Here is a 13,470-nt window from a genome sequence, read left to right as displayed (position 1 = left end):
ATCAAAATACACATCCTTTGTTCCCATATATTTTTCAAATTTATCAACCTGAGAGGTGTATGCTCTGTAAGTGGAATAAGAAACGGTACTTTTGATTTTTTCTAATCTCTTTCTGGCATATTCAAAAAAGTTTGGCACTTCTTTTCCCTTTATGGCTTCTTTGAGTTTTTTAACCGATACGGTTTTGATTTTACGTTCCATATCTGCAACCTGACCTTCAGCATCTGCAATCTTTTGAGATAATGCAGCATTCATTCTGGCACTATTGGAATGGTTCTTTTTAACTTTCTGCTTTGCTTCATCCCACTCGTTCTCTTTTAGCTTCACTCCAGCAGTGATAAATTTCGTTTTTCTATCTTTTATAATTCGGATATACAAAGGGCTGTGTCCGGTTTGGTCTACCTGATGTGTTCTTAAAATTAGTTTTACTGATGCCATAAGATTAGGAATTTAGGATTGTTATACTACTTTTGTAAATTAATGCAAACGAGTGAAAGTATTGTAAATAAAGGGTTTTCAATCGGGTGCATCGTGATACGAAGGTACAACATTGGGTACAACAAAACAAGTATTTCGTTGCTTTTTGTTGCTTAAATTTGCATTGTTCATTTTTATAAAGTCAATGAATACAACACTTTAAGCGCAAATGGGAGGGTTGAATGAAAAGTTGTAGATAACTAGTATATATGTATGACAAAACCATACAAAGCCACCCAAATTTGGGTAGATATGTATGACGTGCGTCATACTTTATTTTTCATATCAAATATATAAATAATTCTTTACAAATCATCAAAAGGACTTTTTATTTGTTGCAAACTTTTCGTACTTACGTGGGTATAAATTTCAGTAGTTTTACTGCTACTATGACCCAATAATTCTTGAATATACCGTAAATCGGTGCCACTTTCAAGCAAATGTGTGGCGTAACTGTGTCGCAACCAATGAAGTGTTACAGGTTTTTTTATTCCTGCTTTTTGCAATGCTTGTTTTAAAACACTTTGTAAACTTTGTTCTGAATATTGTTCGCCTTTAATTTGTCCTTCAAATAGCCACACTGCTGGTTTATAGTCTTTATAATATTCTCGTAGCATTTGCAGAATTTTTGGCGATAATGGCGCAATTCGGTCTTTTTTGCCTTTGGCATTTTTGAGCAAAACTATATTTCTATTGGAGTCGATATCCGAAAACTTAAGATGCAATAACTCACTACGACGTAATCCACAACTATAAATCATCGATAGCATCGCTTTGTGTTTGATGTTGCTGTGGGCATTCAAAATCAATTTAATTTCTTCTTTGCTCAAAACGTTTGGTAAAACTTTGGCACGTTTGGGACGGTGTATTTTATCTACCATCATTTTGGTGTCTCGAATGGTTTGAAAGAATAATTTAATAGCGTTGACGGTTTGGTTTTGAAAAGAAGCTGATAGATTATTTTTCAAAATATGTTCGTTGTTGTAAATAATCACATCCTCATTGTTTATATCGGCAACGGCTTTGTCACGATAAAAGACCAAAAATGATTTCAGGGCTTCGCTATAAGTAGCAATCGTGCTTTCGCTGTAGCGTTTGGATCGTAGCCATTGTTTGAACTTTTCGATTTGTGCTATTCCTTCTACCGAAGGCAACGAGTGGGAGTGTGGTGTTAAGTTGAATCGCACTCTGTTTTCCTCCGTGTCCGGAAGATGCCAAGCTATTAAAGATTGACTCCATCTAGCGCCACCAATTTCTTTGATTCTAGCGATGAATTCGGCATTCTTTTCAAAATAGACTGCAATCCTTTTTACTTTTTTATGCGTGATGATTTTAGCGCTCCAATTCATAATTAGTATTTTAATGTACTAAAGTAACGAAAAATTGTGTTAATTTTAAAAATCAGTCTTGTAGATAATGCTATAATTGTTTCGTAAGCTTCTTTTTTTAGTCTAGTCTGTCTTTTTTTTACTAGCATACTTATGGTATTATTAAAAGATGTACATCTTTTATCTAATTGCTATATAACTTTTGTTTGATTCCTGTACATCTTTTATATAAAAGATGTACAGGAATTGAAATTGTTCTGCTGAAAATTTGATAACTTTGTACTTCCGAAGTTATTTTATAAACCTGATGAATTTATTTTTATGCCTGTATCTTTTAAAATGGTGCCCAAGAAAAACAATTTGGCATCACCGCCCGTAATCAAATACTATCCTTGCGCTGTACATAACGGCGAAGATGATTTAGACCGCCTTGCCGATATCGTGGTTTCGCAATCTACGATCAGTAGGGCTGATTGCTATGGAGTTATTATTGCCTTGACCAAAGCCATCGGTGAATCCTTGTCTGCCGGCCGCATTGTGAAGATAGACAATCTAGGAACTTTTCAAATTACCTTGCAGGGTTTGCCTGCTGATTCGCCTGACGATTTAGGAAAATCAAGTATTAAAGGTGCCAAAATTATTTACAAACCTTCACGTAATTTGAAACAAACCGTAAAGCAATTGACTTATAAAAGGATACGTTAAATGGGAGGATTTTTCCATAAAAATTTTGACTTCACTGGTATTCTAAAGTAAGGTAAATAGTTTTAAACTAAAAAAAACAGCGACCTTTGCAAATAACTTTGCGAACTTTGCTCCTAAATATAATGATATGAAAATAAATCCAAAAAACGGAATCGACAAGCTCCTTTTCGGTATGAAACAAAATGATGTTATTGCTATATACGGAAAACCAAACCGTAATTACAAGGACGAAGACGACAACGTAATTTTTGCCTATAATGCCCTAAAAATGCGTTTGACTTTCTATCAGGAAGAAGAATTCAAACTGGGTTATATCGTAGCTTCGAGTCCAGACCTGGAGTTATTTGGCAATAAAGTCATTGGAAAACAAATCAGCGAAGTCAAAAAAGAATTGGCTGCCAAAGGAATTACCAAGTTTACTCAGGAAGATTTTGACACTTTCGAAAACTATTTTAACGAGGACAATTGGTTTATCCTGCAAACCGAATTTGACGAAGTGGTGAAATTTGAAATTGGTGCTATCATCAATGCTAAGGACGAATTTGATTGGAAATTTGGAAAGAAGTAAGTTCGTTTTGTGTTCAATGGGCCGCAGATGAAACGGATTTACTTCGCAAAAACACGGATTTTATTTATTGGTCATCATTGGTATATATTCTTTAGCAGAAGCTAAACTTAAATGTCCTTATATCCCTTATAGGATTCATAAAAAAACCCGAAAGATTTTGAAGTCTGTTCGGGTTTTCTATACCTATCTAATTTAGGAAACTAAAATAAAATAGTGTTTTTTTTATCATTTCGACGCAGGAGACTCGAACGTAGTGAACAGGTGAAACAAATCACATCAGTTGCTCTCGTTATGTGATTTGTTTCACCTGTTCACTACGTTCGAGTCTCCCGTTGGTCGAAATGACACGGGCTATTATTTTGGTTCCACTTTATTTTCGATCATTTCCATCTCAAATACAAGATTTGCATTTGGCGGGATCACCCCACCAGCACCTCTTTCGCCATAGGCAAGATTTGATGGAATGAAGATTATGGCTTTATCTCCATAGGACATCAGGCTCAATCCTTCCAGAAATCCAGGAATCATTCCGTCTTTTTTTCCTGCTTCAAAAGGGAAAGAACGGTATCCGTTTTGAGCTGCTCTGTTAGCATCATATTTTCCATAAGCTTTACAAACATCCTCGTAACTGCTGTCAAACAATGTTCCGTCTTCAAAATATCCTGCATAATTGAAATTGAAAGTAGTTCCGTCAGCTGGTTTTACGCCAGTTCCTTTTTGTGTAATTTTGTAGATTAATCCTGAAGGAGTAGTAGTTCCAGTTGCTTTAGTTTCGGCAATATAAGCCGCTTTTGCTGCGATTACGGTACCATATTTTTCAAGATAAACTTTTTTGGCTTCAGCTTCAATCGCTGCTTGTTTTTTCTGATTTTCGGCATCAATCAATGCTTGCTTTTTAGCATCCTCAGCTTTATTGGAATAATAATCCGAGAATACTTTTGGAGCATCAAATGCTTTTGCCAAAGTTCCTTTTCTAGCAATCGTCACTTTCAATATTACATCGTCTTGTGCTATCAAGTTTACAATATCCATTCCTTGTGTAACGTGGCCAAAAATAGTATGTTTTCCGTTTAACCAAGGCGTATCTTTGTGCGTAATGAAGAACTGGCTTCCGTTAGTTGCAGGGCCAGAATTTGCCATTGCCAAAACCCCGCCTTTATCAAATTTTAAATCCGTGATTTCATCTTTGAAAGCATAACCTGGATTGCCAGAACCATTTCCTAAAGGATCACCACCCTGAATCATGAAATCTTTGATAACTCTGTGAAATTTCAAACCATCATAAAAAGGTTTTGCTTTTAGTTTTGCATCGGTTACAAAAGTGTTTGTTCCTTCGGCCAAAGCAATGAAATTAGCTACGGTTACCGGTGTTTTTTGGTATTCTAATTGCACTACAATATTTCCTTTATTAGTGGCAATTGTAGCAAAAATTCCTTCGATAACCGCTGCGGTTTTGGGAGTTGTTTTTGTTGTTGTGGTTGTTTTCTTTGTTGTTGCAACTGGTTTTTTGGCAGTTTGAGCCTGAATGTTTAACATTCCTAAAAACAATAATAATAGGATTTTAGATTTCATTTTTAATAATTTTAAGGTCTGACTTTATTTAATGTTTAACGACTGTCCGCTTAGCGGACTGAAAATTTAATAATGGCACGCAGATAAAACAGATTAGACGGATTTTCGCTGATTTTCAAATAAAAATCCGTTTTTATCGGTTTAAATCCGTGTCATCCGTGTACCATTTTCAAAATTGGTGCAAGTAACGGATTGTATAATGATTAATCAATTATTGAGGCAATTTTTCTAACAATTCAATTTCAAAAATAATATTGGCATTTGGCGGAATCACGCCACCAGCACCTGCTTCTCCATAGCCCAATTTTGAAGGAATATAGATTACGGCTTTGTCACCAAAAGATAATTTTTCTAATCCTTCGATAAAACCAGGAATCATTCCGTCTTTTCGCCCCGCCTGAAAAGGAATGGGTTGGTATCCGTTTTGAGCTGCTCTGTTAGTGTCATATTTACCAAAAGTTTTACAAACATCTTCAATACTAGAATCAAATAAACTTCCATTTTCCAGGAAACCGGCATAATGAATGTAAACATTAGCTCCATTTGCAGGTTTTTTTCCTCCAGCTTTCTTAGTGATTACATATTGTAATCCCGTTGGAGTTTTTATTGATTTGGTTTTCAAAGTGGTAAAATAAGCTGCTTTTTGGTCAAAAACTGCTTTGTATTTTGCATTTGCAGCGGCATCAATAGCCAATTTATTCTTTTGATTTTCGGCTTCTACAGAAAAATAATCACGAAATGTTTTTACAGCATCAAACTTTTTAGCGGCTTCACCATTTCTAATAATGGTCACCTTAACCATGTAATCTCCTTGCTCAATTTTGTTTACCACATCCATTCCTTTTTCAACAACATGACCAAAAATAGTGTGTTTTCCTTCAAGCCAAGGTGTTTCTAAATGGGTAATAAAAAATTGACTGCTGTTAGTTGTCGGACCGTTATTTGCCATTGCCAAAACACCGCCTTTGTCAAATTTCAAGTCTGAAATTTCATCCTTGAATTTATAGCCTGCATCTCCAGAACCCGTTCCTAAAGGATCTCCAGTTTGAATCATAAAGTCCTTAATGACTCTGTGAAATTTTAATCCATCATAAAAGGGTTTCTTTTTAAGATTTTCATTGGTGATAAATTCATTTTTCCCTTCGGCCAAAGTCACAAAGTTTGCAACAGTAATTGGTGCTTTTTCATAATCCAGTTGGACAATTATAGTTCCTTTGTTGGTTTCAATTTGGGCATATAAACCATCAGGAAGATTGTTCTTTTCTTCCTTACAGGAATATAATGAGGCAATTAGTACGAATGCTAATAGAATACTTTTTTTCATTTCTAAATTTAATTTGTTACTGTGTCTTTTAATTTATTTACTGCTTTAGTTTGCTTAACGGGTTCAATATTGCTCGTATCCTGTTTTTCAGGAGTTGTAGCTCTGAGTTGAATTTCTTTTTTAAAGGCTGCTTCTGATAGGAAATTATGAAGTGTCACAGTACAAATCAACGGCTGATTAGTGCCAATTTTTTTGTCGTCACCGTGATAACCAAAAGCAATATGGGAAGGAAATAGAAAAATCACTTTCTCGTTTTTATGCATCAATTTTATTCCTTCTCTCAATCCCGTCATTATATTTTGCTTGTCAACAGCATAAGTTTGAGGTCTTAATTCGAGTTCAGAATAGATGACATTTCCTTTTAAATCTTTTATCTCATAATCAAAAAAGGCAACATCTCCTTTTTTTGGAGTTATAGTATCCAAGGTGTTTTGAATTACATAAGTATACCAATATCCTTTTGTAGATGCAAAATATTTTACTTTAGGATTGCTTTTAATTAAGGAATCAATTTGCCCTTCTTCGCCAGCAATTAACTTCTTGTTTCTCTCCACCGACTTTTTCATGAAACTTCCCGATTTTTGAGAAATGGGTCTTCTGGCTTCCTGATGTTGTTTGCAACTGGACACCAAAATAGTTATCAAGAATACAAAAAGAATAAGTTTGCAATATTTCATAGTACTTTATATTTTTAATTTGGATACCAAATCTTCGAATTTATTTACGGTTTCTTCCATCGATACTTCCGATTTTCCTCCGGCAGCATTGCGATGACCGCCGCCATTAAAATGATCACGTGCAAATTGATTGACATCAAAATCTCCTTGAGAACGGAATGAAATTTTGATGATTTTCTCTTCTGCATTTTCGATAAAAATGGCTGTAAAAACTATCCCTTTTATAGTTAATCCATAATTTACAATGCCTTCAGTATCTCCTTTTATATGTTCAAAAGTGTCTAATTCTTCTTGCGTAAGCGTGATATAAGCCGTTTTATGGTCAGCCAAGACTTTCATATTTTGAAGTGCTCTTCCCAGAAGTTGTAATCTTCCATAAGAACTATTGTCAAAAAGCAGCGTTGGAATTTCCGTATTTTCAACACCTAAATCTATCAAATCAGCAATAATTCTATGTGTTGTTCCCGTTGTTTTTGGGAATCGAAATGAACCTGAATCAGTCAAAATTCCAGTGTAAATACAAGTTCCAATGGTTTTGTCAATGTCTGATTTTTTTCCGAGAAAGGAAATGAAATTATACAACATTTCACAAGTGGAACCAAAAGCAACATCTGAATAAGTATAACTAGCATAATCGTGTGGTGATTGATGATGATCAATCATTATAAATGGGGCTTTAAGCTTATTCAGCACATTTTCCATTTCGCCTACACGATGCAAAGCATTAAAGTCAAGCGTGAAAACAAGTTCAGCTTCTTCTAATATTTTAGTGCAGTTTTTTTTGTCTTTTTCGAATATTTTAACGGTTTCAGAACCCGGAATCCAAGCCAAAAAATCAGGAAATTCATTAGGAGAAACAACAACAGCTTGATGCCCGTTTTTTATCAAAAAATGATACAATCCAAGGGTGGAGCCCATAGCATCGCCGTCTGGACTTCGATGCGGAATAATGGCAATTTTTTTTGGAGTTGATAATAACAACTGAATCGCTTGAATGTCTTGTTCTTTCATAGTCTGCGAATTTACATTTTTTTAATGTAATCTTCAATTCAAATCTATTTTTAACAAACTTTTACAATGAAGTGATTTAACCTTTTTTGATTGAAGCGAAAAATCGGGACTTTTGTTCCAGATTTAAGCTTTTATGAACTGCATAGCAGAGCTACGGAGTAAGAAAAAGATAAAATATGGGGCAAAAGAACCATTTTGCAGCCAATTGAAAAAAGTTTAAAGCACTTCAATACTAGAAATCTTCCAGATTTTGTCTTTTAATTCGCTGATACAAATGGTGTTTTGCTCCTTTTACAATTTGCGAATGATAAATTCCAATGGAGCCCGAAGAAAAATAAGCAACTACGCAGGCGATTCCAATAAATACGCCGCTTTCTATCCCAAAAAGTTCCATTCCCATAACCGTGCAGGCAATAGGAGTGTGGGTTGCTCCCGAAAATACGGCTACAAATCCCAGACCGGCCAAAAGTGCAATTGGCAAGGGAACATAAATGGATAAAGCACTTCCTAATGTTGCGCCAATGAAGAACAGCGGTGTTACTTCGCCACCTTTAAATCCTGCACCAAGTGTAAATCCTGTAAAAAGTATTTTAAGAAGAAAATCATAAGAAGCATTTGGAGTGGAGAACGATTCGACAATGGTCGGGATTCCCAAACCAATGTATTTTGTAGTTCCAATAAAGTAAATGGCGACAGCCAAAATAATTCCGCCCAGAAACGGACGAAGCGGAGCATATTTTATGGTTTTCGAAAATAATCGTCCCCAAAAATGAGTAGTTCTGGAAAACAACATTGATGTTAAGCCAAATGAAAGGCCAACAATAATAATCCACATAAGATTAATTATAGTCATTTCGGGTACAATTGAAATGTGATACTGTGTGTGTTTTACTTGCCAAAATTCAACCGTGAAATAAGCAACATAAGCCACGATAAAGGAAAGAATAATACTTCTTAAATTAATTTTACTAAAGTATAAGACCTCCAGAGCAAACAATGCTCCGGCCAAAGGTGTTCCAAAAACAGAAGCAAACCCAGCGCTGATTCCCAAAATCACCAAAGTTTTTCTTTCTGAATTATTGAGTTTGAACAGTTTTTTGAATTGGTCTGCGATTGCACCGCCCATTTGTACAGCTGTTCCTTCTCGACCAGCAGAACCTCCAAAAAGATGCGTGATTAAAGTGCCAATAAGAACCAATGGCGCCATCTTTAAAGGAATGGTTTTCTGTGGATTTTCGTATTCTTCCAGCAATAAATTATTGCCTTTCACGACATCTTTTCCATAATAATGATAAAGTAATCCGATGGCAAGACCGCCCATTGGCAAAAGCCAGATAATCCACTTATTGTGTTCTCTAAATTGTGTAACCCATTCTAAAGACACTAAAAAAAATGCAGAAGCTGAACCCGAAAAAACGCCTATCAAAACACAAATGAGAATCCATTTGAAGGTGAGAAGAAAGGTGTTTTTTAGATTCATTTTTGTTCTTTTTTGTCATTTCGACCAAAGGGAGAAATCGCATTAGTTGCTCTCGTTATGAGATTTGCTTCGCCTGTTCGCGATTGCTCGAGTCTCCTTCGTCGAAATGACAAATTAAAAGCTTATTAATAATTTAACTACTCAGCAGCGATTGCCGTAAATTCTATTTCTACCAAGTATTCCGGAGCAACTAACTTACTCACTTCATAAAAACCTGTTGCGGGTTTTATATCTTTAAAAAAGGTGGAGTGTGCTCGGGCAACATCCTCAAAACTGTTAATGTCAGTTGTGAATATTCTAGTTCGAATCACGTCTTTCATCCCGACATTAAGGTCTTCAAGTACTTTTTCTATTCTTTCCAGCACATTTAATGTTTGCGCATAAGCATCGTTGGCTTTTACTCTTTCACCATCTACAATGGCAACCGTTCCTGATACTTCAATGACGTTTCCAATGCGAACCGCTCGGCAATAACCCATTTTGTCTTCCCAAGGTGATCCCGTCAAGATATTTTCTCTTTTCATTTTGTTTTTTTTGTTGTTGTGTTGATTTTTAATGTTTTGAAGTATAAATCCAATTTTGGTTTAATTTTTGCAATTTATAAAAAAATAGAGAAATAAAAAACCCTGATTTTAATTTAGAAGTTCAATTAAACGAAGTTTTCTTAGAGTTACATAATTTACGGATTTGTAATAAATTCTATAATTGAGTGTTATAAAGGATAGATTTCCCTATCAACTAATTGTATATGTCATGAAAAAATTATTGTTTCTTGTTATAGTAATAAGCTTGTATTTAAATGGATATAGCCAAGATGAATTTAAGACCAAATTTAAGCCAATTCCTGCCAAGAATTCGAAAATAAAGAAAGTAATTCCTCCCAAGGAAATTTCACCTAAAATCACACCGCCAGAAGTCGTAAAAGCACCTGTAAACGATTTTGTAAACCCTGAAGATATTTTTCTGAATAGTAATATTTACAAAAAAGAGTCAAATACAAAAGGCATTTTTTATAGAAGAAACCAATATTTAGGAAGTTTCAAAACCAAATCATTTACATCTACAATTCGGTATCGGGATGCTGCTTTTGTAGATGGCGACAAGATAAGAGTCTATCTAAACGATAAAATAATTGAACCAGAAGTTGTTTTGGATGGATCATTGAAAGGATTCAAAATAAAATTAGTTGATGGTATAAACAAGATTGATTTTGAAGCATTAAACGAAGGTTTTGCTTCGCCAAATACTGCGGAATTTCAGGTTTATGATGATAAGGGAATCGCTATTTTGGCCAACCAATGGAATGTTGGCACCGGCTATAAAGCCACAATTATATTGAATAAGGAATAATTTTATTTTGCTTTTAATAAATCAGTTCGTCACTTCGAGTGATTTTAAATGGTAATGTGACAGCTTTACTATTTAAAATTGTATCGAGAAGCATTTAAAAATAGGGTTCTCGATACAATTTTTAAAGTACTACATTTTTTTATGTCATCGATATTTGTAAAGCTTTAAAAATCAATCGAACTGACGGAAACAATTACATTGATTTTTTCAAGTAAATTTATTAATAGCTAAAAAGAAGTTTTTTTATATTCAATAAAAAGTCGAAATTATTTTATGTTATTTTTGTGATTTTTGATTATAGATTTCTATTACTTTTGGACTTTTTTAATATTGATTTATCAGTATTCAACACTTATGAAACAGTTTTTACTTTTAATTTTTATAATTGGTTTTGCTTCAAAAAGCTTTGGGCAGAGTGAATTCAATACTAAATTCAAAGCAATTCCACCGCTAAACACAAAAGAGAAACCCAAAAAAGAAACTTTACCACCGCCACCGCCTTTGGATATACCCAAGATTGTAACTCCAAACGTATTTAAAGATACCAATATTCTCAATACTAAACCCAAAACTGATAATTCATTTCAAATGGGTGTTAGAAGTGGTTTTTCTATGACTCCAAACAATAAATTTGTTAATCCTGGTGATTTAGTTGCAAATAGATTGAATAAAAAAGCAGATAATGAAGATCAAATCGTTTATCGAAGAAATCAGAATTTAGGAGATTTCAAGACTAAATCACTCACGGCAAGAGTAAGTTACCGTGATTATGGAGAAGTTGATGGAGACGAGATAAGAGTATTACTAAACGATAATGCAATTGCCACAGGAATTACGCTGGACAGCAATTTTCAAGGCTTCGAGATAACATTGCTAGATGGTATTAACAAAATTGATTTCGAGGCACTAAACCAAGGGCGTTTAGGACCAAATACAGCAGAATTTCGAGTATATGACGATAAAGGAAATTTAATTTCCGCAAGCCAATGGAATCTTGGTACTGGATTTAAAGCGACTATCATTATCACCAAAGAGAAATAATACAATTTTTCTAAAATTCAATTTTTCAATCCCAATTATATAAAGTATTTTTGCAAAATGCAACACAACGTACTTATTTTAGATTTCGGATCGCAATACACACAACTTATTGCCCGAAGAGTTCGCGAATTAAATATTTTCTGCGAAATTTTTCCTTATAATCATTTCCCTGATGATTTGTCATCTTATAAAGCGGTAATCCTTGGCGGAAGCCCATTTTCTGTTCGCGGAGAAGATGCTCCACATCCAGATTTATCTCAAATTAGAGGAAAATTATCAATGCTTGCCGTTTGTTATGGAGCACAATATTTAGCCCATTTCAGTGGAGGCGAAGTCGCAGCTTCAAACACCAGAGAATATGGCAGAGCAAATTTATCTTATATAAAAGAAGATGAAGTTTTCTTCGAAGGTGTTTCGGAGAACAGCCAAGTTTGGATGAGTCATAGCGATAGCATCAAAGCCTTACCAACCGGAGGAATAAAGCTGGCAAGCACGCACGATGTAGAATACGCTGCATACAAAATTGAAGGTGAAACTACTTATGCCATTCAATACCATCCTGAAGTTTTTCACTCTACGGACGGATCCAAAATGTTAGAAAATTTCTTGGTAAAAATTGCTCACGTTCCCCAAAATTTCACGCCAAATGCTTTTGTCGAAGAAATGGTGGCGGAATTAAAAGAAAAAGTAAAAGACGATAAAGTAGTTCTTGGACTTTCGGGTGGCGTTGATTCGACTGTTGCTGCCGTTTTATTGCATCAAGCCATAGGGAAAAATCTGTATTGCATTTTTGTAAATAATGGTTTGCTTCGTAAGAATGAATTCCAAAGTGTTTTGGATCAATACGAAGGAATGGGATTGAACGTGAAAGGAGTTGATGCTTCCCAACGTTTTTACGATGCGCTGGCCGGAATTGAAGATCCAGAGTTAAAAAGAAAAGCCATTGGCAACGCTTTTATCGAAGTTTTTGATGCCGAATCCCACCGAATTGAAGACGTGAAATGGCTGGCGCAAGGAACTATTTATCCCGATGTGATTGAATCCGTTTCGGTAAAAGGACCATCGGCAACGATAAAATCGCACCATAATGTAGGCGGTTTGCCTGATTATATGAAATTAAAAATTGTGGAACCTTTGCGAATGCTTTTCAAAGATGAAGTACGTAGAGTGGGAGCAACCTTGGGAATTGATCCGGAATTATTGGGAAGACATCCATTTCCGGGGCCAGGATTATCGATTCGAATTTTGGGAGCCATAACACCTGAAAAAATCCAAATTTTACAGGACGTGGATAAAGTTTTTATCGACGGATTAAAATCTTGGGGGCTGTATGATAAAGTTTGGCAAGCCGGAGCGATTTTGCTTCCCGTCAACAGCGTTGGAGTAATGGGCGATGAGCGTACTTACGAAAAAGTGGTAGCGCTTCGTGCGGTAGAATCTACAGACGGAATGACCGCTGATTGGGTACATTTGCCTTATGATTTCTTGATGAAAGTGTCTAATGACATTATCAATAAAGTAAAAGGAGTTAACCGTGTGGTGTATGACATCAGCTCTAAACCGCCGGCAACTATCGAGTGGGAATAAACATTTGACTTTTGTTAATTATATCTAAAGAGGCAATTTTAGTATTGTTCTCTTCGTTTATAATCATAGTAATTGGAATAAATTTGATAAGTTTACTTTATCAATTATTAATAATTTTATAAATAAAAGGATGAAGTATTTTTTTACAATTTGTTTGACGAGTTTGATGCTAACTTACAGTGTTTATTCACAGGAAAAAAATACAACTCATAAAGTTGAAAAAGGGGAAACTATTGCCCAAATCGCTCAGAAATACAACACCACTCCCCTTGAAATTTATAAATTAAATCCAGATGCACAGAGTGGCTTGAAGCCCAATAGTATTTTGCTTATTCCTAAAAAAGGAACAA

General features: G+C 35.0%; 14 protein-coding genes. 6 read left to right on the top strand and 8 right to left on the bottom strand.

The features are described 5' to 3' along the window. Together ACH2BV_RS16285 and xerA are read right to left on the bottom strand one after the other, a co-directional pair. The coding region (locus ACH2BV_RS16285; protein ID WP_395051833.1) for a phage integrase SAM-like domain-containing protein at window positions 1-438 on the bottom strand (438 nt) is incomplete at its 3' end. A gap of 344 nt (window positions 439-782) precedes the next feature. Then, window positions 783-1,826 (bottom strand): site-specific tyrosine recombinase/integron integrase, encoded by a 1,044-nt coding sequence (xerA, locus tag ACH2BV_RS16280; RefSeq protein WP_395051832.1) that lies wholly within the window; start codon window positions 1,824-1,826, stop codon window positions 783-785. Window positions 1,827-2,126: 300 nt separating this feature from the next. Between xerA and ACH2BV_RS16275 the strand changes: the two genes are divergently transcribed. Together ACH2BV_RS16275 and ACH2BV_RS16270 are read left to right on the top strand one after the other, a co-directional pair. Then, on the top strand, window positions 2,127-2,510 hold the full coding sequence (locus tag ACH2BV_RS16275) for a hypothetical protein (protein WP_395051831.1): 384 nt from the start codon (window positions 2,127-2,129) through the stop codon (window positions 2,508-2,510). Between the two features lie 127 nt (window positions 2,511-2,637). Next, a complete protein-coding gene (locus ACH2BV_RS16270; protein ID WP_395051830.1) occupies window positions 2,638-3,078 on the top strand; it encodes a hypothetical protein in 441 nt (146 codons plus the stop codon). Window positions 3,079-3,432: 354 nt separating this feature from the next. Here the strand turns inward: ACH2BV_RS16270 and ACH2BV_RS16265 are convergent, their stop codons facing one another. The 6 genes from ACH2BV_RS16265 to ACH2BV_RS16240 form a co-directional block, all read right to left on the bottom strand. Next, entirely contained in the window at window positions 3,433-4,650 is a 1,218-nt protein-coding gene (locus ACH2BV_RS16265) for a peptidylprolyl isomerase (RefSeq protein ID WP_395051829.1), read from the bottom strand. Window positions 4,651-4,861: 211 nt separating this feature from the next. Further along, window positions 4,862-5,974 (bottom strand): peptidylprolyl isomerase, encoded by a 1,113-nt coding sequence (locus ACH2BV_RS16260; RefSeq protein WP_395051828.1) that lies wholly within the window; start codon window positions 5,972-5,974, stop codon window positions 4,862-4,864. An 8-nt stretch (window positions 5,975-5,982) separates the two neighbouring features. After that, a complete protein-coding gene (gene gldI, locus ACH2BV_RS16255; protein ID WP_395051827.1) occupies window positions 5,983-6,651 on the bottom strand; it encodes a gliding motility-associated peptidyl-prolyl isomerase GldI in 669 nt (222 codons plus the stop codon). Window positions 6,652-6,657: 6 nt separating this feature from the next. After that, the gene (locus ACH2BV_RS16250) at window positions 6,658-7,662 is read right to left on the bottom strand and encodes a bifunctional oligoribonuclease/PAP phosphatase NrnA (RefSeq protein WP_395051826.1); all 1,005 of its coding nucleotides are present in this window, start codon (window positions 7,660-7,662) and stop codon (window positions 6,658-6,660) included. Window positions 7,663-7,894: 232 nt separating this feature from the next. Next, entirely contained in the window at window positions 7,895-9,142 is a 1,248-nt protein-coding gene (locus tag ACH2BV_RS16245) for a voltage-gated chloride channel family protein (RefSeq protein WP_395051825.1), read from the bottom strand. Window positions 9,143-9,279: 137 nt separating this feature from the next. Next, entirely contained in the window at window positions 9,280-9,666 is a 387-nt protein-coding gene (locus tag ACH2BV_RS16240; RefSeq protein WP_395051824.1) for a RidA family protein, read from the bottom strand. A gap of 229 nt (window positions 9,667-9,895) precedes the next feature. On the opposite strand from ACH2BV_RS16240, the gene ACH2BV_RS16235 reads away from it, so the two are divergent. The 4 genes from ACH2BV_RS16235 to ACH2BV_RS16220 all read left to right on the top strand — a co-directional run. After that, window positions 9,896-10,492, top strand: coding sequence for a hypothetical protein (locus ACH2BV_RS16235; RefSeq protein WP_395051823.1), 597 nt, complete (start codon window positions 9,896-9,898; stop codon window positions 10,490-10,492). A gap of 354 nt (window positions 10,493-10,846) precedes the next feature. After that, window positions 10,847-11,533 carry a hypothetical protein gene (locus tag ACH2BV_RS16230; protein WP_395051822.1) on the top strand — a complete coding sequence of 229 codons (687 nt, stop codon included), beginning with the start codon at window positions 10,847-10,849 and terminating at the stop codon, window positions 11,531-11,533. 57 nt (window positions 11,534-11,590) lie between these two features. After that, entirely contained in the window at window positions 11,591-13,120 is a 1,530-nt protein-coding gene (guaA, locus tag ACH2BV_RS16225; RefSeq protein WP_395051821.1) for a glutamine-hydrolyzing GMP synthase, read from the top strand. A 130-nt stretch (window positions 13,121-13,250) separates the two neighbouring features. Next, window positions 13,251-13,470 (top strand): LysM peptidoglycan-binding domain-containing protein (locus ACH2BV_RS16220; protein ID WP_395051820.1); only part of this gene is annotated, 220 nt, incomplete at its 3' end.

Source organism: Flavobacterium sp., assembly GCF_043780635.1.
GTDB lineage: Bacteria > Bacteroidota > Bacteroidia > Flavobacteriales > Flavobacteriaceae > Flavobacterium.
This window is presented reverse-complemented; position numbering and strand designations above follow the sequence as displayed.